This is a genomic window from Domibacillus sp. DTU_2020_1001157_1_SI_ALB_TIR_016 (genome assembly GCF_032341995.1).
GTDB lineage: Bacteria > Bacillota > Bacilli > Bacillales > Domibacillaceae > Domibacillus > Domibacillus indicus_A.
Map to the genome: position 1 here is coordinate 2,622,869 of NZ_CP135439.1, position 23,040 is coordinate 2,645,908.

The following is a 23,040-nucleotide window of genomic DNA, read 5'->3' on the forward strand; positions in this document are numbered from 1 at the left end:
ATGGAAAACAACAATTACTTTGCTGAGATGATGAAGTCCCCGATGCCCCGTGAAAAAGAAAAAACAGTAATGAGCGAATTTATTGACAGCTTTTTAAGCGATATTCTATACAAAAAAGAAAAAGCCGCATTAATGGAAAAAATCGATCTTTCACTTGATAAAGGCGACCGTTCCGCTTTTATTGCCCTATCTGATGAATTAAACCGTTTGGAGAAAACCTATCGCGCATCTTGATGCTTCCCTTCACACTGGTTTCCCCAAACGACAAAATCCCATACTTAACCTAAAAGCCCCCGTATCCTTCTAGATACGGGTGCTTTTGAGCGTGCATTTCCCCTCTCACATTAAAAAAACGGATAAAACCGTTAAAATTCCAATTGACCCAAGAACCGTAATAATAATATTAGCGCCTGTAAACGCAAGAATAAAAGCTGCCGCTGTTCCAATTAAAGCAAAGGCCGTATTTTCATGAAAGGTTAAAATTCCTGGAAAAATAAGCGCGCCTAAAGTAGCATACGGAACGTTCTGCAGTATTCCCTGCCAAAAAGAAGGAAGCTCTTTGCCTTTAAACAAAACAAATGGCAGCATACGCGGAATATATGTTACGAGAGTCATCCCTATCACAATCGCCGCAATCGTTATACTCATTCTCTGCTCCCCTTTCTTTTTGCCTGGTCAGCTGCTTCAATACTGATCGCGGCAATAAGCGTTGACATAATAATAGACCAGCCGCTTGAAAGAGCATCTGAGTACGTAAAAATACAGTTTAATACCGCTGCAGTAGAAGCCAGCAGGACCGCTTTTGCGCTTTTTTTAAGCGACGGCACCAAAAGACCAATAAACATGGCGTATAAAGCAATGCCCATACTTTCCTGAACAACAGGCGGCATAGCACTTCCTGCCAGATAGCCGACTCCCGAGGCGAGCACCCAGCTGGAATAAGAAATAAGCACAAGACCTGCCATAAAAGAGGAATGAAGCGTTCCGCTTTTCATTGCCGCCACTGAAAATGTTTCATCTGTCACGCCAAAAGCATAAGCGGCTTTTTTCCAGAGGGACTCTTCTTCCGCTTTTTCATTTAAAGCAGTTGACATTAGAAAGTGGCGGATATTCAGAATAAAGGTCGTCAGCACAATTTCAAAAATCCCTGTGCCGATCGTGATCAATCTTAAAGCTATATACTGAGCGGCTCCGGCAAAAACAAAGATGCTCAATGACATCGCTTCGGCCAATGTTAATCCCGCACTTTTAGCGAGCAGGCCATATGTAAGAGCTGCCGGCACATAACCAATGGCAATGCCTATGCCGGCTGCGAGCCCATCTTTAAATTCGCTTTGCGCTGCCGCTGTTGTTTCCACTTCGTCCCCTCCATTTACTCATTTTTCAACAAATTATACTCTTTTGCGTGGAGTCCAACAATAAAAAAATGCACCGGCAGCAGGCTGGCGCGTGGATTATCTCTGTTTCTCAATTTGTTTTTTAAGAGATCTTCTTAAAATTTTTCCAGTCGTGTTTTTCGGCAGCTCTTTTAAAAACTCTACGGATGATGGTACCTTATACGAAACAAGTCTTTCTTTGCAATATGTCCGGATCTCTTCTTCGGTTAAAGAATCTCCATATTGAACAACAAAAGCGAGAACCGCTTCTCCATAATCGGGATCCGGGACACCAAGCACAGCGGCTTCTCTAATACCGGGGTGCTCATATAAGACTTCTTCTACTTCACGCGGATATACATTGTACCCGCCTACTAATATCAGATCTTTTTTCCGGTCTACAATATAAAAATAGCCCTCATCGTCCTGGCAGGCCAAATCCCCGGTATACAGCCAGCCGTCCCGAAGAACAGCCGCTGTTTCTTCCGGCATTTTATAATATCCTTTCATCACATTTGGCCCTCTCACAATCAATTCACCTACCTGTCCAAGTGCTATTTCTTCGCCGAGTTCATTGACGATTTTGTTTTCAACGTTCGGAATAGAGCAGCCAATCGAACCGGCTTTACGTGGACGGTCAAGCGGGTTAAAACAAGTAACCGGGCTTGCTTCTGACAGTCCGTATCCTTCTGAGACGCGCACATAAAATGTTTCCTCGAACTGCTTCAAAAGGGAGACAGGCATAGGCGCTCCGCCGGAGATACAAAGGCGGACAGACGAAAAATCAGCCGGTTGTGCCTTTGAATGTTGTATTAAAAAAGAATACATGGTCGGCACTCCAGCAAACACAGTCGCTTTGTGTTCTTTAGCTGCCTGAAACACTTCGTTCGGGCTGAATGAAGGCAGAATAATGATTTCAGCTCCGCAAAGAAGAGGCGTATTCAGCATGACCGTTAAGCAAAAAATATGAAACATCGGCAGAGCGGTGATGACAATATCTGAATTCGTCATAGATAAGTATTCGGCAATATCCCGCGCATTTGAATACATATTTTTATGCGTCAGCATGACACCTTTCGGATGGCCGGTTGTACCAGATGTATATAAAATCACAGCTGTATCTGCTTCGCACAAATCAAGCCTGCAAAGGGGATTTCCACACTCAGCTAATTCAGAAAACGTTTTCAATTTTAGGGAAATAGAAAGATCCAGCTTATCAGATTTATGTGCAAAGGGATGATCAGATGTACAGAGAATAAACTGGCTGACAGACGGAAGTTCCTGATGCATACTCTCCATAACGGGAAGCAGCTTGTCCGTTGTCACAACTGCTTTTGTATCACTATTTTGTAAGATATAAAGCAATTCGTTTCGTGTATAAGCTGGGTTGATTGGAACTACAATGAGACCCGCCCGCAGCGCGCCATATAATGAAACGATAAACTGCGGTGAATTGTCCAGCAATAAAGCAATATGGTCCCCCTTTTGAAAACCAAGTGACTGCAGGCCGGCCGCAAATCGTGTAGCATTCTCGTTCAGCTCCTGATAAGTCGCAGACGTATTTAAAAATGCATATGCTCTTTTGTTCGCTTGAATAGACGCCATTTCTTCAAGTGCCCATGATACATTCACCGTTTCGTCCTCCCCCATGTCAAACAAATAACAAATCTGTTTTCTCTATTATATAAAACAACAAAAAAGCCGCAAGTGCGGCTTTTGGTCTGCCAGAAAATTCCTGCTTTCAATGTTGCCTGCCAACTGTGAATGCTCATAACTTTAACCGCTTCCCATCCGGCAGCGTTCCTTGAAGGACAAGTGTTTTGAATCAGCCTGCTTTCTAACTTTACTTATATTTTAAAAACCAATTTCCAAGTTTTCTCTTGCGAGCATAATAGGGCCGCTAAATTCTTCGCCGGCTTCCTGGACTAGCTGATCAAGTTCTCCAAAGTGAGGCAAATGAGTCAGCACTAATGTTTTTACTTGTGCTTCCCTGGCAAGGATGCCGGCTTCCTGCGCTGTCATATGCCCGGCCGAAGAGCCATCCATTCCTTTATATAAGTTGCTTTCAGCAAGCAGTACATCTGCACCTTGTGCAAAAGATGCAAGCTCCCTTTGAAAGGCGGTATCCGCTGTATACACCACCGTATCTGTTCCGTCTGTAATTTTGATGGCATAGCAAGACGCCGGGTGATTTGTTTTGAAAAATGAAATTGAAAAAGGCCCGGCTTGAAGTGTATCCGCAGGATTATAAGCAACGCCCTTCGTTATATTTTTGTACGTCAAGGTTTGGAATCCGTCTGCTTCATTATGTCCGTAAATAGCAAGAGGCTCTTCCCTCGTTTTACTTGTAAAAGAATCAATTAAAAGCGCATGCTGCAATACACCAATATCCGCTACATGATCTGCGTGATAATGGGACAGAATAACAGCATTAAGATCTGCTGGCTTTAAATGATTTTGCAGTTTCGATAAAACAGCGCTGCCGCAGTCTACAAGCAGTTTGAAACCGTCATGTTCAACCAGATATCCGCTGCTGGCCTCATTCGCTTTCGGAAAGCCGCCCCAGCAGCCTAGTACAGTTACATTCATGTATGTATGCTCCTTTCTTTTTTCATTGTATTCCCTTATTCCAAAAAAATAAAATAAATTTTCAGAAAACGGTTGACGATTTGATTCTGTTATAATACACTGTTAATAACAAATCAATCAGTTATATAACAAAGGAGAGACAAACATGATCACAGACATCGTTGAGTTTTTCAAAAACCTTCCGCCAAAACAATGCACAAGCTGCGGTTCTCATATCGAAGAACAGCATGACTGCTACAGCAATACATGCTCAACTTGCGCATCAAAGGATCTGTAACCCTGTCGCCTGCGTCATAAAAAACCCCCTGCCTCAACCGGCAGGGGGTTTCATTTACGTTTTTATTGCGCTTCTTTATCCGGCTCAGCCGGCGTGACAGCATTACCGACAGAAAAAGCCGATTTTGGCATTGTGTGCAGCCCTCGTGCTGTAACGTGCACTTGTACATAATAAACAGCTTCTTCGTTAAATGTTTTGGAAACAGTATATACTCCATTTCCTTTTGAGACGGCATCGAGCATTTCGCTGTTTTCTTGATGGCCATCTTTCCAAATTTCATATTTTACTTCATCGGGATTATCAACCGGATCGCCGTCTTGGGTAATGGTAGTAGAAACCGTGACTTCTTCGCCTGTATCCACTTTTTCTGGCACATGAAGAACAGCTTCAACCGGCTCGGGAAGCGGAGGCGGCTCGTTTTTTTCAGGTGTACAGGCGGCCAGCAACAATCCAAGCATCATCATGCATACTGCTTTCCTGTTCATGTTTCCTCTCCTTCTTCCATCAGCGCCGGCAGAGTAACGGTAACGGTTGTCCCTACTCCTGCTTCGCTTTGTATGTTAAGCTCTCCTCCATGACGTTCAACAATCTGCTTCACAATCGACAAGCCCAAACCTGATCCGCCATCTTCACGGGTACGCGCTTTATTGATACGGTAAAATTGGTTTGTAACCTTCGGAATTTCTTCCTCAGGCATGCCGGCTCCAATATCACGAACGATCCATTTAACTTGATCTTTTTCTTGTCTGAGCGTAATGTAAATGGGCTTATTTTTTTGCGAATACCGCACCGCGTTGTCAATAATATTGGTCATCACTTGACTCAGCCTGTCTTCATCCCCATATACAATCGTTTCCTCATCTATGTCAAGCGCAAAACGGTCATGCTTCAGCCGAAACGTGTCGACAGTCCGGTAAACAAGATCGGCAAGCGGAAGAAAGGTTTTTTCTATGTTCATTTTATTCGAATCGAGCCGGATTAATTCAAGCAGATCGTTTACAAGGCGCTCCATTCGAGCTGCCTCGCGCTGAATAATACTGAGCTGCTGTTCCGGGCGGCCGATACCGTTTATCATTGCTTCACTATAGCCTTTTATATAACTGAGCGGAGTACGAAGCTCATGTGAAACAGTTGCCAAAAATGTTTTCCGCTGTTCGTTTTCTTTTTGAATTGCTTCAGCCATTTCATTGAACGTACGCGCAAGCTGGCCAAATTCATCCTTTGATTCAGCCGGTACGCGTGCCGTATAATCCCCTTTTGATAAGCGGACGGCCGCTCCTTTCATCTCTTCAAGCGGCTTGACTACATGGCGGGTCCATCTCATGCCTCCATATAGGAGAACAGCCGTCAGCAATGCAGCCCCCGCTGCCCAGAACAAGATCAGGCTCGACACAAGTTCATCAATTCGTTCGAGGGGTATATACAAATAAAGAATGCCTTTTAACTGCTTGTCGTCCAAAAGTGGATAAATAACGGAAATAATCTGCCGGTCAAACCGCTCGGAATAACCGGTTTCTTCAATCATTTTATTTTCCAGCAGCTTTTCTCTTTCTTCCGGCCCGATCAGTGTTTCATAATCCGCTTCATATGGAATACAGGCAGCAAGCTCCCTCGGATTATGTACGGCGAAAGCTTCAAATGGTGACTTTTCACTGAACCAGGCGACGCGCTCTACAAATGCAGCGTTCAATTCTCCTCCCTCATAATCGTCCGACAGATTTTCTGCTGCAGCTTTCAGTTCGTCTTTAACGCTTTCTACATACAGCTTTTCATACAGCGTATAAGCGATGCCAAATGCAGATCCAACTGCAAGAAGAACAAAAATAAACAGCGTCATCCACAGTTTTTTCCGAAAGGTCATATTGTGCCGTCCACAAATTTATAGCCAATTCCCCAAACGGTTTCAATGGAGGCTCCTTCGTGCTTCAATTTCATCCGTAATGTTTTAATATGTGTATCTACTGTTCGGGTGCCGCCCCTGTACTCTGTTCCCCAGACGGTTTCAAGCAGTTCTTCCCGCGAAAAAATCCGCCCCCGGTTTTTTGCAAGAAGAACGAGCAAGTCAAATTCTTTCATTGTCAGCCCGACGGCTGTACCGTCTACCTTTACCACCCGGGAATGAATATCGATCAAAAGAGTTTGATACTGGATCGTTTCCCGTTTATCCGTCGAAGAGCCGAATCGCCGAAGCACTGCTTGAATACGGGCAGTCATTTCTCCAGGAGAAAAGGGCTTCACAATATAGTCATCTCCTCCAAGCGAAAAGGCGCGCACCTTGTCCCACTCTTCTCCACGTGCGCTCAAAAAAATAATGGGGATATTGCTGTAAGAACGGATGGCCTCGCACACGGCAAAACCATCGCGCCCGGGCATCATAATATCCAGCAGTATAAGGTCCGGCTGAAACTCTTTTAATTTTTCTTCCGCTTCCTCTCCATTTAAAGCTGAGCTGACGGTGTACCCGGCATTTTCCAGATACATCGTGACCAAATCCACCATATCCTGCTCATCATCTACAACTAATAAATGCGTCATCTCATTCACCTTCTTCAACAAAAATCATAAATGGTCCTTTACCTATATTAATAGTCTTGCGTTTTTCAAGTGTTTTTTCTTCATACAAAGAAAGCGTCCCGCTGTCATAGCCGGCTGAAAGAATGGTTTTTCCAAGCACGGCAATGGCGAATGGATTGGCCGGCGCGTCCGTTTGCGCCGCTAATTTTCTTTCTGGATCAAAAGCAAACAGCTTATTCGATCCATGGCTCGCGGCATACATAAACCCGCTTTTTGCAGCAAAAGCAATGGGCATGACCGGTGCATCTGCTGTTCCAGTCAATGAACCGGTTTCAAGTGAATAGACATGAATGGTTTCACCGGCACGAGCCCCAACCCCATGGCCGCCAACCCACAGCTCGTTTTTTTCTTTATCTACAGCTAAGCCAGTCGAAGACGTTGGGATGGCAAATTCCCGGGTAATGCGGTGTGTATGTACATCCAATTCTGATAGTACCGTATCCCGGTAATTAATAATATACAATTTCCCTTTATATTCAAGCATGGTCATCGGGTAATGCCCCGTTCGTGTTTTTTTCGTTTCCCGGCCTTCGCTATTTAAAAAATGGACCGCTCCGTCTTCTTTCACTGAAAGTGCCACTTCATTTGTTTCTTTGACATAAGCCGCACCTGTCACTCCTTTTGGCACTTCCCACTCCGCAAGCTCTTTGCCCGTCTCAACCGAGTAAAGCTTGGCATGAGTAAGTTCTGTGCCGTACAAAAGCATTTTATCGTCAAACAGAAGACTGCCTGTGTATGGTTCGTCAAACGCCCACTCAGCAAGTATGGTCCCATTGGGTGCGATAAAGGTTATACCCGGCTCTTTAATGGTTAAAACAGCGGCAAACTTATCTGCATGAACCGGCTCAAACGCTGCGCGGCCGCAGCCGGCAAGCAGCAAAAGCATAACCAGTATAATACTCTTCACTTTTATGCGCCTCCCTGCTTTTCCTTTCATTATAGGGATTGGGTGTGAAATAAGTGTGAAGATTATTCGAAAAAGACGGCTGAAGCCGTCTCATGCTGCTTCAAGCCGCCCATACTGCTTTTTGTACTGGCCGCGGAAATACAAAGCAGTTACCGTTATATTAAACAGGGTAAATCCAATTAAAACAGCGGCATTCTGCCACATAAATGTATAATCACCACTTGAAATAACGGCTCTAAACGCATTGATCGAATAAGCCATTGGCAAAAAGCTGGTCAAGTGCTGCAGTGCTTTCGGAATAAGCTCGAGCGGGAACGTTCCGCCGCTTGCTGTCAGCTGGCTGATCAAAATCAGCACTGCTACAAAACGGCCCGGATTGCCAAGAATCGTGGTCAGCATTTGAATGAGCGTCATAAAAGCAGCGCTCGTGATAAACGCCAATATAAAAAAGCGCGGTACGCTTTGCACATGTAAATGAAGCACGCCGAGCAAAAAGATCGATGCAGCTGCTGCCTGACACGCACCGACAAGCAGAAAGATACCAAGCTTTCCACGAAACCAGGCAAGTCCGCTTTTCGGCTGCTCCGGCACTTCTTTGAGCGGGAAAATAATCGTCAGCATAATCGCACCAACAAACAAGCCGAGTGACAGCATATAAGGCGCCATGCCTGTTCCGTAGTTTGGCACTTTGTGTAAGGACTCTTTTTCTACCTGCACCGGTTCTGCCATCATATTATACGTATCATCATCAGCTTTCACATCTCCTGCTTCACCCGCTGCTTTTGACAATTCCGCCTCCAATTTTTTTGTGCCTTGTTCCAGATCAGCAGATCCTTTGGCGAGTTCCGCAGAACCATCAGCCAGCTTCCCTGCCCCGTCAGATAACTGATGGGACCCGCCGGCAAGCTCCGATAATCCGGTTGAGAGGTCACCCGCTCCTTTTGCCACTGTATCGGCTCCTGATTTCGCTTCGGCTGTTTTTTCGGTCAGCGTGTTTAATCCGGTTACGAATGTCCCGCTGCCTGATTGAAGATTTTTCGTGCCTTCATTTAGTGTAGCGGCTCCCGACTGGAGGTTCCCAAGACCCGCCTGCAGCTGCTGCTGGCCTTTTTGTATCTCTCCAAGTCCAGCCGATAATTCATCCAGCTTGCCAGGCATCGTCTGTGAAACTGATTTATTTAATTCCCGTGCTCCTGATCCAATCTGGCTGCTCCCACTTTGCAGCTCATCAACTCCCGCTGAAATGCCTTCATTCAACTTTTCCTGCTGCGCAGCCATTTTTGTTTGCGTAGCAGCAATCTGTTCTTCCGTCATCACCTGTGATAACACCGGCAGCAGCTCATCCATTTGGGCTTTTTGCGCTGCACTAATTTGACTTTTCAACCTTGCTTCAAATTGATCCATGCCAGCGTTTAATTCATCTGCGCCTGAAGCAAGAGAAGCCGCTCCATCCGCCAAGGCTGGAACCTGTTCGCGAAATTGGTCTACGCCGCTTTTTGCAGCAGCGGTTCCGTCTATCAGCTTCGGCATACTACCATTTGCTGATGCAAGACCGTCTTTAAGAGAAGCCGACCCGGCAGCAAGCTGATCGATGCCCGCCTGCAGATTCTGTCCTCCGTCTGCAAGCTTTGCCTGTCCGTCTGCAAGCTGACTAAGGCCGCTGGAAAGAGAAGCCGCTCCGCTTGCGACCTGCTTCGACCCTTCCGTTGCTTTGTCTACTCCAGAAGCAAACGAAACCGAATTGTTCGCAAGATCGGCCAGATTTTTTTTCAATTCATTCGTGCCTTTTGTTATGTTCAGCGCGCCTTCGTCAAGCTTTTCGGCTCCTTTTCCAGCTTCTGTATAACCGTCTCCCATTTTCTTAACAGCGTCAAACATCGACTTTGCGTACGTTTTTGTGACGTCCTTTTGAATAGAAGCCCGAATTTCTTTCATCGCAGACTGGCCAATTTGCGAGGAAACAAAATTGTAGCTTTCATTTGACGTATAAATTAATTCAAGCTTTTCCGGTTTTGCATCCATTAACGTCGTAGCGTTTTGAGAGAAGCTTTCAGGTATTTCGATCATCATATAATATTCCTGCTGTTTTAAACCGTCGAGTGCTTCTTTTTTAGTGACGATGCGGAAATCAAAATCATTGCTTTTTTGGAGCTCTTTCTCGAGATCATCACCAATATGAAGGCTTTCTCCTTCGTAATCCGCTCCCTTATCGTTATTGACAACTGCAACCGGCAGCTGGTCCAAATGTCCGTATGGGTCCCAAAATGCCCATAAAAAAATACCGGAATATAAAAGCGGAATCAGCATAATGGCAATGATCGAAATGCGCAGCATACGATTTTGGCCGATTTCTTTTATTTCTTTCCAAAACATATGATTACCTCCATAGTGACCAAATCGTTCATTCGGTCATTTTATTTCAAAAAGAAAGCCCCTTACCGGGACAGTCCTTTAAATATAAACAGCTCAAACAGTTTAGCAATTTCTTCTTTTGACAGCGTGCGGCCGCGCCGCTCCCAGTCCGCTACGAGCGTAACATAAAGCTTCAGCATCACAAAAGCGGCAATCTCAGGATCTGTCTGCTCAATTTCATTTTTCTTCATCGCTTCTTTCACTTTAGCGGCAATATAAGCGACAATGGCATCTTCCATTTTTTTTAATGCCTCGGCTGCTGCGGGTGTACCCATTTCCTTTTCTTCCTGGAACAGCTTGATCGCAAGCTGATGCTTTGTGCGGAAAACAAGCATTTCAAACAGCGCCAGATGAACATTTTCCTGGAAGGAATGTGCCGGGTCAATGACGGCTTCTGCCGCTTCTTTCATTTCTTCGATCAATGTCACCCAAATATCTTGAAATAATTCATCTTTATTTTTAAAAAAGGTATAAATAGTGCCTTTGCCGACATTGGCCAGTTTCGCCACCTGATCCATTGTGGTGGCCTTGTAGCCAAACATTGTAAACGATTTTGTTGCGGCTTCAATAATATCTTTTTTCCGTTCCGACGCCACTTCTCCACCTCTTTTTGACCAAAATAACATTTTGGTCATTTAGTTCTGATGCTTATTTTATGCTTCTCGTCTTTGCTTGTCAATAAAAAATCCCGCCGAAAAACGGCGGGATAGACGTTATAGTTTTCCTTCTTCCTTTAAGTGCTTCATGACTACAGCACCAAGTGCCTCAATAAATTCCGGACGGGCGTTTGGCATGGCTGGACGGTAGTATCCAGCACCGATTTCATCTGTAACAACCCGGCATTCATAATCATTATCGTACAGCACTTCAAGATGATCCGCCACAAATCCGGCCGGCACATACATAAACGCTTTATAGTCGTTTTGCTCATATAAATCACGCGTTAAATCCTGAACATCCGGCCCAATCCATGGCTCCGGCGTATTGCCGGCACTTTGCCAGCCAACAGCATACTGCTCAACGCCCGCTGCGCCGGCAATTAAGTCGGCTGTTTCTTTCAGCTGCTGTGGATATGGATCACCCGCTGCAATGATTTTTTCCGGCAGGCTGTGTGCGGACACAATCAGTACAAAGTTCTTTCTTTCTTCCTCACTCATCGTTTGGAGGGTCGCTTCAATTTGATCTGCCCAGTATTGAATAAATTTAGGCTCCTGATACCAGCTTTCAATTGACGTAATGGAAGGTCCGTTAATATTCGCTGACTCTTCAGCCGCCCGCTCATTATATGACTTCACACTAAACGTAGAAAAGTGCGGCGCCAATACGATTGAAACAGCTTCCTCAATGCCGTCCTGCTTCATTTGATGTACAGCATCTTCAATAAAAGGCTCGATGTGCTTTAAGCCAATATACAGCTTAAATTCGATTTCCTGCTGCATATTGTTTAAGAAATCTGTAAGCTTCTGCGCCTGCTCTTCGGTGATTTTAGCAAGCGGCGAAATACCGCCAATGGCTTCATAGCGGCTTCGCAAATCTTCCAGCGCTTCCTCTGACGGCTTGCGGCCGTGCCGGATATGCGTATAGTATCGTTCAATATCTTCTTCCTTGTAAGGCGTTCCGTACGCCATAACAAGAAGGCCCATCTGTTTTTTAGTCATGCTGCTTCCACCTCGTTTGATTCATTGCTTCTTTTGTCTAGTATGACATGAAAAAAAGATTCGTTAAAATAAATGGCTTATCGTGCTGTATATTCATGAACAAATGCAGTCAGGCGCTTTAACGTATCTGGATTTACTTCCGGGAATACACCGTGCCCAAGATTGAAAATATGGCCCGGTGACGCCAGCCCCTGATCTAAAATCGCCTTCGTGCGCTCTTCAATGAATTCCCACGGAGCCAGTAAAATGGCAGGGTCCAAGTTCCCCTGCAACGTTTTGGTCAAGCCCATTTCCCTTGCTTCAGCGATTTGGGTGCGCCAGTCGAGTCCGACTACATCAAGCGGAAGGTCATGCCACTCTTTTGCTAAATGGCTCGCGCCTACTCCAAACATAATCAGCGGCACTCCTTCTGAACGAAGCTCGCTGAAAATCCGTTCCATCACCGGTTTAATAAACGTCCGGTAATCAGATACGTTTAGCGCACCTACCCACGAATCAAAAATCTGTATGGCTTTGGCGCCTGCTTTAACTTGGGAACGAACATATGTAATCGTCATGTCCGCTAATTTATCCATAAGCGCGAACCATGCTTTTGGCTCCGCGTACATAAATGCTTTTGTTTTATTGTAGTTTTTGGATGGTCCGCCTTCGATCATATAACTGGCCAGCGTAAAAGGTGCACCGGCAAAACCAATTAACGGGACGTTCAACTGCTCTTCTGTCAGCAGCCGGATGGTCTCAAGCACATAAGGCACGTCGCTTTCCGGGTCGATCTCTCCAAGTTTTTCTACGTCCTGCAGCGAGCGGATCGGATTTGATATCACCGGGCCGATCCCAGATTTTATATCTACATCCACTCCAATAGACGGAAGCGGGGACATAATATCTTTATAAAGAATCGCTGCATCAACATCGTACTGCTCAACCGGCAGGCGTGTAACATACGCACAAATTTCCGGATGGTGTGTAATTTCAAACAGCGAATATTTTTCCTTCAGCTTCCGGTATTCCGGCTGTGAACGTCCTGCCTGGCGCATAAACCAGACAGGTGTATAGTCTGTTTTTTCTCCCCGTGCCGCTTTTAAAAATGTATCATTCAAATGCCTCATATGGATTGAGAGCCACCTTTCAACTATGACAGATTAGAATTACTATTATGTATTATAGCTTACAATATGGTACTTTTCACTAAAGAGGTGTACTGTTCGCAAATTTGCCAAAATAATGTGTGGAAATTGGAAAGAAGGGTACAAAAAAAGATATACTAGAACGTGAGGTGATTGGAGATGAATGTGTTTATTACAACCGGAACGTATGACTTTTTAAAAACCATCCAGAAAAAGCACAGTAAAGAAAATATTTTACTGATGGACGGTGCCCAGGGTGCGGCCCTTGTTCATGAAACAAGCGGCAAAACAGTTTTTTCAACCCCGCGCCGCTATGAAGTCGTGGATGCTTCTGGAGAACTGGTAAACCGCGGTTATGTTGTTTTAAACAATATCCCTGTAACGGACGAAGGCCGCCCTTTATTTGAACACCGCTTTAAAAACCGGGCAGGTGCGATTGAGAATCAGCCAGGATTTCTCTCAATTAGAGTTCTGCGCCCAATTAAATCAGATACGTACGTTATTTTTACACAATGGGAAGATTCGGCGTCGTTTGAAAATTGGAAATCCTCCCAGGCATTTAATGAAGCACACAAAAAGCGTGGTACCGAAGGCGGGCTTGATAAAAAGCCAAATATCTTTTCCGGTGAATCTTACGTAACAACCTTTACTATTCCAAACGAATAATAACAGCCAGGGGGTATCCCCTGGCTTCTTGCCGTTTTTATGCTTGAAGGCGGCGATTAAGCCGCTTGTTTAAGAAAAAAGCAATCAGCAGAAAAATTCCGCCGCCCAGCAGCCAGCCAGCTGCTACATCCGTTGCATAGTGGGCATGACCCGCTACCCGGCTGGCGCCTGCTAAAAAGGCAAGCAGCAGTGCAGCCGCATAAAAAGACATGGTTTTTTTCACATATAAACAAAGAAAGTAGGCCACAAACAAATAAAAAATAAGACCAATCATGGCATGACCGCTTACAAAGCTGAACCCATCTTCTCCATGTGGAAAGGGCGGCCGCTCGCGGGCGACCCACTCTTTCAATGCTTTATTTAGTACATTTCCGAGTCCTACACCAATCAAAACGGCCGTCATACCTGCTATGTTTCGCTTCCAAAACAGAAATACAATAAGCAGAATAGCCCCTCCGCTTAAAACAGCTTGAGATCCAAGCACGCTGAAATGGGCAAAAAAAGAATCTCCATCAAAAGCATCTAGCATAGCGCGGTCGATGCCTGATGCCCAGCCAGAATCAAATCCAAACAATAAAACCGCAAATACAGTCAAACAAGCTAAACTAATCCAGAGCAACCTCTACACCCCTGTATGTTTTTCAACAGTGTAGCATGACCAATGAACTAGTGCCATACAAAATCCTTTTTTAAAAGCGATTCATTTTTTTCAACCGACCTGGTGTGTATATCCAAACAAAGAAAAGCGTGAACGTAACAGACGCAGACAAAACAATAGCGGCTTCCAGCCATCCGCCTGACAGAGCGGCAATGCCGAATACAACCGATTGAATCAGCAGTACACGCATCAGTAAAAGCTGAAGTGCCCTTTGTTTTCCTTCTTCCCCTTCCGGATAAAGTTTCGGCCAGATCAGATAGCCGTGTTTGGCCCAAATAGGCAGTAATTGAAATCCGGTTAAGTACAAAAAGAGCAGCGCAGAAATGAGCTGAATCGGCAGCAGGCCGCTTAAGGTCATAATCAATGCAGCGATCACAGTCAGCCGGACAAACAATCCAATATATTCATTCATCCGCACAAAGGTCCGGAAAAGCAGATACGTGTACGTGCCCTTTTCGGGTCCCGGCAGCAGGCCATCCAGCCAGGCACGGCGCTTTACCGTTCCACGCAAATGCGGCACATCTGTAAACATATTCGCCAGCCGGTAAAAAGCCGCCATTCTTTTTCCTTCAAGCTCAGCCAGCAGTTCCCATTTTAAAGGACGGTTTCCGATCCGTCTTATATAAAACAGCCATAGCAGTCCAAGCAGCACAGCGGCACCGGCCCATACATACTCCGTTAAAAAAACAGCCAATAGAAAAGTGACATTCAGCAGAAAACGAACTGCTATATCCATTGTTCGTGTTTGGCCTGTCAGCGTGTTTAACGCACGAAAACGACAAAATAAATTCCAGATCTTCGCGGCCAAAACAGCGCCTAAAAATACAAAAAAGTTTTCATATCCTGTTCCCGCGGCTTTTGCGTACATCGGCATAGCAAAAGCTAACAGCGCAATGAGTACATAGCTTTGTGCTGCAAAGCTCGTCCACACCGCTTTTTGAAAATAAGCTTTCAACTCACTTTCAAGCGGAAGCAGGTACACCGTATCAGGCGGCTTTATATAGGTGTAAACGGGGCTCCAGGCAAGCACGGCACCGAGCACAGCTGCCATAATAAAAGGGGCCGGAAATGATTCATCAATGGTGCGTATCCAGCCGCTGTAATAGTACAAAACCGCCCCAAGCGCAAAAACGAGCACAAAAGCCAGATGATCATTAAACATATAACGTGTATACTTGCGGATTTCCGCATAATATGCAGAAGCACGTTCTTTAAACAAATCGTTCGCTGAAAAATTCATAGTGCTGCTTCCTTCGTCAATTCTACATAAATATCATCCAGTGCAGCGCCCGGCATACTGAAATTACGGCGCAGCTCTTCCATTGTGCCTTTCGCACGCACGTGCCCTTCATGTAAAATCACAAATCTGTCACAATACTTTTCCGCCGTCGCCAAGATGTGTGTGGACATTAAAATGCCCGCACCGCTTCTTTTCATGTTATCCATTAGATCGAGAAGCGAACGGATACCGAGCGGGTCAAGTCCTACAAATGGCTCATCGATAATATAAAGTGCCGGTTCCGTTAAAAACGCGCCCATAATCATCACTTTCTGTTTCATTCCTTTTGAAAAGTGAGCCGGAAACCATTTCATCTTTGCATCGAGACGAAATTCTTTTAAAAGCGGGCCGATGCGTTTTTCATACTCCGCTTCTGATAAGCCATAAGCAGCGGCTGTTAACCGCATATGTTCCTCAAGTGTCAGCTCATCATAAAGCACCGGTGTTTCCGGTATAAATGAAAACTGGCGCCGGTACACGGATGGATTTTCTTCAAGAGTGCGCCCATTGATCGAAACGCTTCCTTTCGTCGGCTCCATTAAGCCAATAATATGCTTGATAGCTGTACTTTTACCGGCTCCGTTTAATCCGATCAGCCCGACAAGCTCGCCCTTGCCGACTTGAAATGAAACGTCGTGCAGTACTGGTTTCCGGGTATATCCTCCGGTAATATTTTCCACAGATAATAATGACATTCGAAAACGTCCTTTCTCCTCAAATCGTTACCCGTATCATATCAAAATTATCCCTTTTGCACATAGTTCCCTGCACCTGGAATGTATGCTACACTTTTCTTAGCCAATACATAAAAGGAGTGCTGAATCATGGACAACTGCATATTTTGTAAAATTATAAAAGGAGACATTCCGTCAGCAAAAGTATATGAAGACGAAAATGTCTATGCTTTTCTCGATATCAGCCAGGTAACAAAAGGCCATACACTGGTGATCCCAAAAGCACATCATGAAAACCTTTTCGAGCTTCACTCAGAAACAGCCGGCCCTTTCTTCGAATCGGTACAGAAAGTAGCGAAGGCCATTCAAGCTGCCTTCTCTCCTAAAGGGTTGAATTTATTAAACAATAACGGTGAAACAGCCGGACAGACGGTTTTCCATTACCATATGCACTTAATTCCGCGTTACGGAACAGATGACGGCTTCCATCCTTCATTTAAAGAAAGTAATGGCCAGTACGATTTAGCGCAAATTGCTTCTTTGATCCATTCTCGCCTTTAAGAAGAAGCCGCTGACCGATGTTTGTCCGATTCTTTTTTCGGGAACGATAATTCATATATGTATGAGTAGATACGAATAACATGACTAAAGAGGTGGAAAACATGAATAAGAAAGCCCTATTTGCAGGATTTGCAGCTGGACTTGCCGGCGGTGCGGCGGCAGCGCTGTTGAATGCGCCGGCAAGCGGACAGGAAACACGTAAAAATTTAAAAAACAAGCAAGTATCCGCCAAGCTGGCTTCGATGGAAATCAAGGATAATGCCGGCCAGGTAAAAGAGTCCGTTAAGCATCTTGTTCAAACAGCGAAACAGGAAGTGCCTGAAAAAGTAAATAGTTTAAAAACAAATGCGGCTCTTTGGAAAGAAAGTATTGAGCCAAATGTTAAAACACTTCAAAAAGAAATTTCCAATATTCAACATACCGTTGAAGACCTGCAGGAAACTCTGCCGCAGCCGCCGGGCTCAGGCAAATAAAATAAACGAAAAGGGAATTCCCTTTTCGTTTATTTTATTTTTCAGCTTATTCAAAAATTTTCGTTAATTTCCTCTTTCTATTTTTTTATTTTATTGGCATAATATAAAGCAATAAAATAATAGATTTGAGGTGGACGACATTCATAAAGCAAACGATTCTGCATCGACCCATCATTATACAATGAAAGAAGCATTTATGTTCAGCCAGCGGATGGCCCAGCTTTCAAAAGCGCTATGGAAAGCAGTCGAAAAAGACTGGCAGCGCTGGATTAAACCTTATGATTTAAATATTAACGAACACCATATTTTATGGATTGCTCATCATTTACAAGGGGCTTCTATCTCCGATGTGGCTAATTTTGGTGTTATGCATGTATCTACGGCGTTTAACTTCTCTAAAAAACTAGAGGAACGCGGTCTTTTGACATTTTCTAAAAAAGAAGATGACAAACGAAATACATATATCGAAATTACGCCTGCCGGCCAAGAATTAATTTTTGATTTAATGGAGCAGTATGATCCTGAATCCAACCTCGTCTTCTCTGGTACTGCGCCGCTGCGCGAATTATTTGGAAAGTTCCCCGATATGGTCGAACTAATGGCGATTATTAGAAATATTTATGGGGATGATTTTATGAATATTTTTGAGACCTCTATTCACAATATCGAACGGGACTTCGATGAAGAAAACGGAGAGTTAAAGCGGGCTAAACGTTCACAGGCGTCCGAGTAAGCAGACTGCTGGCCGGATGCTTTTTTATGCGGGAAAAGCGGTTCGTTCTTTTTCTCCGAATCCGTTCAAACAAACAGTTCCCCGCTTTTTATCCTGATTGGTCCAGCCTGCCGCAGACGTCCTGGCCGGCCAATCTTAACACCCTGTTCTCTTTCAAAGCTGTTCGCTTAAAGGAATCTTTTTTGATATGACCGTGTAAAAACCGCTGCCCGTCTATGCCAGCAAGGTTCTGCTTGAATTTCTTTCTGAGAAGCTTCGTCTTCTTTCCCCGACCATGCAATGATTAGGCATTAATGGAAGTACTGGTATCGAAATAAATGGATTCATAGAAGCATTATAAGCGGGTTCTATTTTCAATTTTTTCGACCTTTTGATATAGTTAAAGGTACAGAGCTTACAGAGGGGGCATCATATGGCGGCATTAATTATTACATTTATTCTTTTCTCCGTCTTTATTTTGTATCATATAAATCGAATGACAAACTTACTGTGTATTCAAAAGGAAATTCCGGAAGAGCGGCATGAAAAAATATTCCGGACCGTAAATATTTTAATGGTTATTTTACTTTGCTCTTCTTACATTGAAATATTATATGTATAGGCCTGTTCTTTTTCAGAAGACGGGTCTTTTCTTTTCCCAAGCCGGCAACTGTGTTATAGTTGTCTGTGGAATAGAGATTAAATGAACATTAGGGAGTTGTTTTTTGCATGAAGAAATGGGCATTGCCATTATCGCTTGCAGCAGGCGTGCTGGCGCTTTCCGGCTGTGGAAACAGTGAAGGAAACGTTATCGCTACATCAAAAGCTGGCGACGTAACGGACATGGAGCTTTACGCAGAAATGAAAGAAAAATACGGCCCGCAAATGGAACAGGCCCTGCAGGAACTAATGCAGAAAAAAGTTCTTTCCGACAAATATGAAGTGACGGATGAAGAGCTTGATAAAGAAGTTAAAACGGCAAAAGAACAGCTGGGCGACCAGTATGAAATGTTCTTGGCTCAATACGGACTTGATGAAGATGGCTTTAAAGAATTCCTAAAGCTCGAGCTTCTTCGTGAAAAAGCAGCGCTTGCCGATATAAAAGTAACGGATAAAGAAGTCAAAGAATATTACGATTCATGGCAGCCGGAAATTCAAGTCAGCCACATTCTTGTAGAAGATGAAGCCAAAGCAAAAGAAGTAAAGCAGAAATTGGCTGATGGCGGCGACTTTGCGGAACTTGCGAAAGAATATTCAACGGATACCGGATCTGCCGAAAATGGCGGCAGCCTTGGCTGGATCGACAATGCCGGCCGCGCGCAATTTGTACCTGAATTTACAAAAGCACTGAGCACTTTGAAAGTAAATCAAGTAAGTGAGCCGGTTAAATCAGATTATGGCTACCATATCATTAAAATTACGGATCAAAAAGAAAAAGCTTCATTTGAAAAAATGAAGAGCCAAATGACAGAAGAACTAAAAAAATCTAAAGTAGACTCTGCAGCGCTTCAAGAAAAGCTGGATAAAGTGATGAAAGACGCTGATGTAGAAGTGAAAGACGAAGACTTTAAAGGCGCTTTTGACACGGAAGACGCTACAACGACAGAGGAAACTGTTCCAACTGAAGAAGGAACCACAACAAAAGACAATGCCTCTACAACAGAAGATACAACAAACAGCGATGCTGCTCAGACAGAAGAAGCAAAATAACAAAAAAGCACCCATACGGGTGCTTTTTTCTTAATTCGAAAAGCGCGGCTTGTAAAAAGTTCGGTTATCCAGCGGAAAAATCCGTTCAGTAAACTCGCCCGGCTTCGTCCGTTCGAGCGCACGGTCGAGCATATTCATTTTAGCGTCAAGATTGTCAATATAGTGAAGCATTTCCGCTTCTTTGATCATCGGAGGCTTCGGGCTCCCCCACTCTGCTTTTCCATGATGAGACAGCACAATATGCTGAAGCACCATCACTTCTTCTCCTTCAATACCAAGCTCTTTCGCCATCTGGCCGATTTCATTGACCATAATGGAAATATGACCGATTAAGTTTCCTTCTGCTGTGTACGTTGTCGCTACCGGCCCTGAAAGTTCAATGACTTTGCCAAGGTCATGTAAAATCACACCCGCATACAGCAAGTCACGGTCAAGCGATGGATAAAGATCGGCAATGGACTTTGCCAGCTGCAGCATTGATACAACATGGTATGCAAGCCCGGAAACAAATTCGTGATGGTTTTTTGTTGCAGCCGGATACTCTAAAAACGGCTGATGGTATTTTTTCAACAGCGCGCGTGTAATACGCTGAATATGAGGATTTTTCATTTCAAAAATAAACTGGGTAATCGTTTCCGTCATCTCTTCCTGGCTGAGCGGCGCTGTTTCAACGAAGTCACCCGCATCCATTCCGTCCTGTGGAGAAGCTGGACGAATCTGCCGAAGCTTCAGCTGCATACGGCCCCGGTAATTTTGAATATCTCCCGCCACTTTTACGATCGTCTGAGGCGTATACATTTTGATTGTTTCTTCTTTTGCATCCCATAGCTTTGCTTCAATTTCTCCGCTTGTATCTTGAAGCATAAGCGTTAAATACGGATTTCCATTAACCGCTGTGCTTTTTACCGCTGAGCGGATCATCAGAAAGCAGTCAACACTTTCTCCTGCTTCATACTGTGTAATGCCTTTTCCCATTGCACCGTCCTCCTTATTCCCTGCATCGTTTCTTTCTATTATACCACAGATCATATGTTCTTTCTTGTTCCTGCCTCTTTTTTGTTTCATCCTTATTTTATACAATGATTGAAACAACATAAAGGGGGATTGAAGCTGAACATGTATAAGCTGACTGTCTTCGAAAAAAACGGAAAAAAGCTGCTCGATCAGTCCTTTGAAGCGGATTCAGACGAAGCAGCAAAAACACACAGCTTTGAGCTGATTCAAAAGCTCGCCGGTGAGGATAAAACATATCGTTGTACGTCTTCGGACGGGAGATTGCTGCTTTTTCATACTGAGTAAGCAGAAAGCGCATTCAATTAATGAATGCGCCCTTTGTCCGCCGGTTAAATACCGGCTTTCTTTTTTCTAAAAATGCCGCTATTCCTTCCTGATGGTCGGTGCTTCTCCGCATTTTCAACTGCCCCTGCTTTTCAAGCTCTAACGTTTTTAACAGCTGCGGTCTGTTCATATCTGCCATAATTTTCTTTGTCTTGATCATGGCTTGGATAGGCTTTTGCTGTAATTCTTTAATTAAATATTCCACTTCTTTCCCAACAGTGCCGGGCATGACAGAACGGTCTGCCAGTCCGATCTCCGCTGCTTCCGCTCCGCTGATCACTTTGCCGTCCCAAATGATTTTCTTGGCTTTTGCAGCACCGAGCCGGTTCTCAAGCATAAAATGTCCGCCTCCGTCTGGTATAAGACCTATTTCAATAAAATTCACAGCAAGCCTGGAATCCGTTTCGCATAAAACAAAATCCGCTGCTAAAGCAATGCTTAATGCAAGCCCAGCAGCTGCTCCATGAATCGCTGCGATCGTCAGCTTCGGCATGGTATAAAAATAAAGGGCGATGTCTGAGATAAGTTCCATAACGGGCTCAAATGGCATTTCATTCGCTGCCGACAGCATTTCTTTTATGTCTCCGCCTGCTGAAAATACAGGGCCTGTCCCTGATAAAATGACTATATCCACTTCATCATTCCGGCTGATTTCTTTTAAACAGCTGCACAGTTCTTTCAGCATATCCACGTTGAGGGCATTCAGCACATTTGGACGATTCAAATCAATATAAGCTGTTTCGTGTTCAATGGAACAAAGTACATATCTCATTTTGCCGCCTCCCCTTTTTCACTTTTATCATACCGAAAAGGAGCCAAAATTTGAAGTATTTTGAATAAACAGACGTTCCCTTTATAAAGAGAACGCTGACATAACCAAAGCCTGCAAAATGCCGATTAAGCCGCCAAGCAGAGCTCCGAGCCATGTAATCATTTTTAATTCACGATGAGCAATTTCAAGAACAATTCTTTCGAGCCGTTCAGTTGAAAATGCTTCAATCTGGCTGCGGACAATACTGTCAATTTTCAGCTTTTGCATAATAGAAGGAACGCGCTTTGCTGCTCTTGCCAATCCTTCCTCCGCAAGCTTTGGAACAAAGTCACGTATGAGCTTGTCTTCATATGGCGCCAAATAAAGAGATACTGGCCGGTTCAATAATTCTTCTATATTAAGCTGATTGAAGATAAACACTTTCGTTTTTTGAAGCGCTTTTTCATCTGAAAAATGTTCAAGTATGTGTGACCATTTCCAGTCAATCATTCGTTCCCATTCGTTTTTCAGCATGGTATTGACCAAATCTTTTGCTCCCGGACTTGTAAAAAACTTTACAATCTCCAGACGAATTTTTTCTTCGAGAGATGTATTGCCTACCACCATCCGAATCATGCTGCCGATTCGTCCCCATTCAGATAAAAAATCGTTTGTCATCCGTTTTACCCGGTGCCGCCCTTCTTCACTGGAAAAATAATCAGCTCCTTTTGTTAAAAGGTATGATGAAATGTCGGGTATTTTTGCTTCTGCCCGGTCCAGCCACTCAGCCGGCAGTGATTCTTTAACAGGCTGATCTGTGTAAAAATCTTTTATGCTTGCGTATTTTTCATCCACCCATTTTTTAAGATGTGCTTCTATTTTTTTCTCTGGCTGTGAAATGTGTGCTTTTTGAAAGATCTCAGCAATCGTGATCTCCGACCGAAGCCACTTTTTCGCCTCTGTCTGTACAACCGCTCTTATTTCTTCCCGAAATTCAGGTTCTATCATCTTTTGTTCAATACTGCTTGGCGTAAGCAGATGTTCATCCACCACTTTTCCGATCTGCCTGGCAAGCTCCGCTTTTCTTTTTGGAATCAGCCCTGGTGTAAAGGGAACGCGCCATTTGCCAATGTAGTATTCCTTATATGGCCGAAACAACATACGGATCGCTATAGCATTTGTTATACCGCCGATCAGCGCTCCAATCACACCCATAAACAATACCAGCCACAATATGCCCAACGTTTTCCCGCCTTTCTTTATAAAAAACGATGCCGTTCCAATGGGAGCCGGCATCG

Annotated in this window: 27 protein-coding genes; 9 read left to right on the forward strand and 18 right to left on the reverse strand. The window is 44.2% G+C overall.

The features are described from left to right. A complete protein-coding gene (locus RRU94_RS21475; RefSeq protein ID WP_242232392.1) occupies positions 1 to 234 on the forward strand; it encodes an IDEAL domain-containing protein in 234 nt (77 codons plus the stop codon). A gap of 105 nt (positions 235 to 339) precedes the next feature. On the opposite strand, the gene RRU94_RS21480 is transcribed toward RRU94_RS21475, so the two are convergent. The 4 genes from RRU94_RS21480 to RRU94_RS21495 form a co-directional block, all read right to left on the reverse strand. Then, the gene (locus RRU94_RS21480) at positions 340 to 648 is read right to left on the reverse strand and encodes an AzlD domain-containing protein (protein WP_315692910.1); all 309 of its coding nucleotides are present in this window, start codon (positions 646 to 648) and stop codon (positions 340 to 342) included. After that, entirely contained in the window at positions 645 to 1,358 is a 714-nt protein-coding gene (locus RRU94_RS21485; RefSeq protein ID WP_315692911.1) for an AzlC family ABC transporter permease, read from the reverse strand. The genes RRU94_RS21480 and RRU94_RS21485 overlap by 4 nt, the downstream gene beginning before the upstream one ends. Positions 1,359 to 1,454: 96 nt before the next feature. Further along, positions 1,455 to 3,008, reverse strand: a complete 1,554-nt coding sequence (locus RRU94_RS21490; RefSeq protein ID WP_315692912.1) for a fatty acid--CoA ligase family protein — start codon at positions 3,006 to 3,008, stop codon at positions 1,455 to 1,457. A gap of 222 nt (positions 3,009 to 3,230) precedes the next feature. Further along, positions 3,231 to 3,965, reverse strand: a complete 735-nt coding sequence (locus tag RRU94_RS21495) for an MBL fold metallo-hydrolase (RefSeq protein WP_315692913.1) — start codon at positions 3,963 to 3,965, stop codon at positions 3,231 to 3,233. A 145-nt stretch (positions 3,966 to 4,110) separates the two neighbouring features. On the opposite strand from RRU94_RS21495, the gene yhfH reads away from it, so the two are divergent. Further along, on the forward strand, positions 4,111 to 4,242 hold the full coding sequence (gene yhfH / locus RRU94_RS21500) for a protein YhfH (protein ID WP_242232397.1): 132 nt from the start codon (positions 4,111 to 4,113) through the stop codon (positions 4,240 to 4,242). A gap of 62 nt (positions 4,243 to 4,304) precedes the next feature. On the opposite strand, the gene RRU94_RS21505 is transcribed toward yhfH, so the two are convergent. The 8 genes from RRU94_RS21505 to hemE all read right to left on the reverse strand — a co-directional run bounded on the left by RRU94_RS21505 (position 4,305) and on the right by hemE (position 12,902). After that, positions 4,305 to 4,727, reverse strand: coding sequence for a FixH family protein (locus RRU94_RS21505; protein WP_315692914.1), 423 nt, complete (start codon positions 4,725 to 4,727; stop codon positions 4,305 to 4,307). Next, complete coding sequence (locus RRU94_RS21510) at positions 4,724 to 6,103, reverse strand: sensor histidine kinase (protein ID WP_315692915.1); 1,380 nt, start codon at positions 6,101 to 6,103, stop codon at positions 4,724 to 4,726. Before RRU94_RS21510 ends, RRU94_RS21505 begins: the two co-directional genes overlap by 4 nt. Beyond that, positions 6,100 to 6,777 carry a response regulator transcription factor gene (locus tag RRU94_RS21515; RefSeq protein ID WP_315692916.1) on the reverse strand — a complete coding sequence of 226 codons (678 nt, stop codon included), beginning with the start codon at positions 6,775 to 6,777 and terminating at the stop codon, positions 6,100 to 6,102. Before RRU94_RS21515 ends, RRU94_RS21510 begins: the two co-directional genes overlap by 4 nt. A 1-nt stretch (position 6,778) precedes the next feature. After that, entirely contained in the window at positions 6,779 to 7,723 is a 945-nt protein-coding gene (locus tag RRU94_RS21520) for a hypothetical protein (RefSeq protein ID WP_315692917.1), read from the reverse strand. A 90-nt stretch (positions 7,724 to 7,813) separates the two neighbouring features. Further along, on the reverse strand, positions 7,814 to 10,096 hold the full coding sequence (locus RRU94_RS21525) for a YhgE/Pip family protein (protein ID WP_315692918.1): 2,283 nt from the start codon (positions 10,094 to 10,096) through the stop codon (positions 7,814 to 7,816). A 62-nt stretch (positions 10,097 to 10,158) separates the two neighbouring features. After that, positions 10,159 to 10,731, reverse strand: a complete 573-nt coding sequence (locus RRU94_RS21530; protein WP_315692919.1) for a TetR/AcrR family transcriptional regulator — start codon at positions 10,729 to 10,731, stop codon at positions 10,159 to 10,161. A gap of 117 nt (positions 10,732 to 10,848) precedes the next feature. Further along, positions 10,849 to 11,793, reverse strand: coding sequence for a ferrochelatase (gene hemH / locus RRU94_RS21535; RefSeq protein WP_315692920.1), 945 nt, complete (start codon positions 11,791 to 11,793; stop codon positions 10,849 to 10,851). Positions 11,794 to 11,870: 77 nt separating this feature from the next. Then, positions 11,871 to 12,902, reverse strand: a complete 1,032-nt coding sequence (gene hemE / locus RRU94_RS21540; RefSeq protein ID WP_315692921.1) for a uroporphyrinogen decarboxylase — start codon at positions 12,900 to 12,902, stop codon at positions 11,871 to 11,873. Between the two features lie 177 nt (positions 12,903 to 13,079). Between hemE and RRU94_RS21545 the strand changes: the two genes are divergently transcribed. After that, positions 13,080 to 13,586, forward strand: a complete 507-nt coding sequence (locus RRU94_RS21545; RefSeq protein WP_315692922.1) for an antibiotic biosynthesis monooxygenase family protein — start codon at positions 13,080 to 13,082, stop codon at positions 13,584 to 13,586. A gap of 37 nt (positions 13,587 to 13,623) precedes the next feature. Here the strand turns inward: RRU94_RS21545 and RRU94_RS21550 are convergent, their stop codons facing one another. The 3 genes from RRU94_RS21550 to RRU94_RS21560 all read right to left on the reverse strand — a co-directional run bounded on the left by RRU94_RS21550 (position 13,624) and on the right by RRU94_RS21560 (position 16,218). After that, a complete protein-coding gene (locus RRU94_RS21550) occupies positions 13,624 to 14,205 on the reverse strand; it encodes a phosphatase PAP2 family protein (protein WP_315692923.1) in 582 nt (193 codons plus the stop codon). 70 nt (positions 14,206 to 14,275) lie between these two features. Next, entirely contained in the window at positions 14,276 to 15,484 is a 1,209-nt protein-coding gene (locus RRU94_RS21555; RefSeq protein WP_315692924.1) for an ABC transporter permease, read from the reverse strand. Then, positions 15,481 to 16,218: an ABC transporter ATP-binding protein gene (locus tag RRU94_RS21560; RefSeq protein ID WP_315692925.1), complete on the reverse strand. Its 738-nt coding sequence runs from the start codon at positions 16,216 to 16,218 to the stop codon at positions 15,481 to 15,483. The genes RRU94_RS21555 and RRU94_RS21560 overlap by 4 nt, the downstream gene beginning before the upstream one ends. 129 nt (positions 16,219 to 16,347) lie before the next feature. Between RRU94_RS21560 and RRU94_RS21565 the strand changes: the two genes are divergently transcribed. The 5 genes from RRU94_RS21565 to RRU94_RS21585 all read left to right on the forward strand — a co-directional run bounded on the left by RRU94_RS21565 (position 16,348) and on the right by RRU94_RS21585 (position 19,653). Then, positions 16,348 to 16,758, forward strand: coding sequence for an HIT family protein (locus RRU94_RS21565; RefSeq protein WP_315692927.1), 411 nt, complete (start codon positions 16,348 to 16,350; stop codon positions 16,756 to 16,758). A gap of 101 nt (positions 16,759 to 16,859) precedes the next feature. Further along, complete coding sequence (locus RRU94_RS21570) at positions 16,860 to 17,231, forward strand: YtxH domain-containing protein (RefSeq protein ID WP_315692928.1); 372 nt, start codon at positions 16,860 to 16,862, stop codon at positions 17,229 to 17,231. 139 nt (positions 17,232 to 17,370) lie between these two features. Continuing rightward, positions 17,371 to 17,964, forward strand: a complete 594-nt coding sequence (locus RRU94_RS21575) for an HTH-type transcriptional regulator Hpr (protein WP_396120256.1) — start codon at positions 17,371 to 17,373, stop codon at positions 17,962 to 17,964. A 412-nt stretch (positions 17,965 to 18,376) separates the two neighbouring features. Beyond that, entirely contained in the window at positions 18,377 to 18,565 is a 189-nt protein-coding gene (locus RRU94_RS21580) for a hypothetical protein (protein ID WP_242232413.1), read from the forward strand. Between the two features lie 107 nt (positions 18,566 to 18,672). Next, positions 18,673 to 19,653, forward strand: a complete 981-nt coding sequence (locus RRU94_RS21585; RefSeq protein WP_315692929.1) for a peptidylprolyl isomerase — start codon at positions 18,673 to 18,675, stop codon at positions 19,651 to 19,653. A gap of 30 nt (positions 19,654 to 19,683) precedes the next feature. Here the strand turns inward: RRU94_RS21585 and yhaM are convergent, their stop codons facing one another. Continuing rightward, positions 19,684 to 20,628 carry a 3'-5' exoribonuclease YhaM gene (gene yhaM, locus RRU94_RS21590; RefSeq protein ID WP_315692930.1) on the reverse strand — a complete coding sequence of 315 codons (945 nt, stop codon included), beginning with the start codon at positions 20,626 to 20,628 and terminating at the stop codon, positions 19,684 to 19,686. A 129-nt stretch (positions 20,629 to 20,757) separates the two neighbouring features. On the opposite strand from yhaM, the gene RRU94_RS21595 reads away from it, so the two are divergent. Next, positions 20,758 to 20,952, forward strand: a complete 195-nt coding sequence (locus RRU94_RS21595) for a YhzD family protein (protein WP_315692931.1) — start codon at positions 20,758 to 20,760, stop codon at positions 20,950 to 20,952. A gap of 13 nt (positions 20,953 to 20,965) precedes the next feature. On the opposite strand, the gene RRU94_RS21600 is transcribed toward RRU94_RS21595, so the two are convergent. Together RRU94_RS21600 and RRU94_RS21605 are read right to left on the reverse strand one after the other, a co-directional pair. Beyond that, the gene (locus RRU94_RS21600) at positions 20,966 to 21,763 is read right to left on the reverse strand and encodes an enoyl-CoA hydratase (protein WP_315692932.1); all 798 of its coding nucleotides are present in this window, start codon (positions 21,761 to 21,763) and stop codon (positions 20,966 to 20,968) included. Between the two features lie 81 nt (positions 21,764 to 21,844). Next, a complete protein-coding gene (locus RRU94_RS21605; RefSeq protein WP_315692933.1) occupies positions 21,845 to 22,984 on the reverse strand; it encodes a DUF445 domain-containing protein in 1,140 nt (379 codons plus the stop codon). Positions 22,985 to 23,040: the final 56 nt, after the last annotated feature.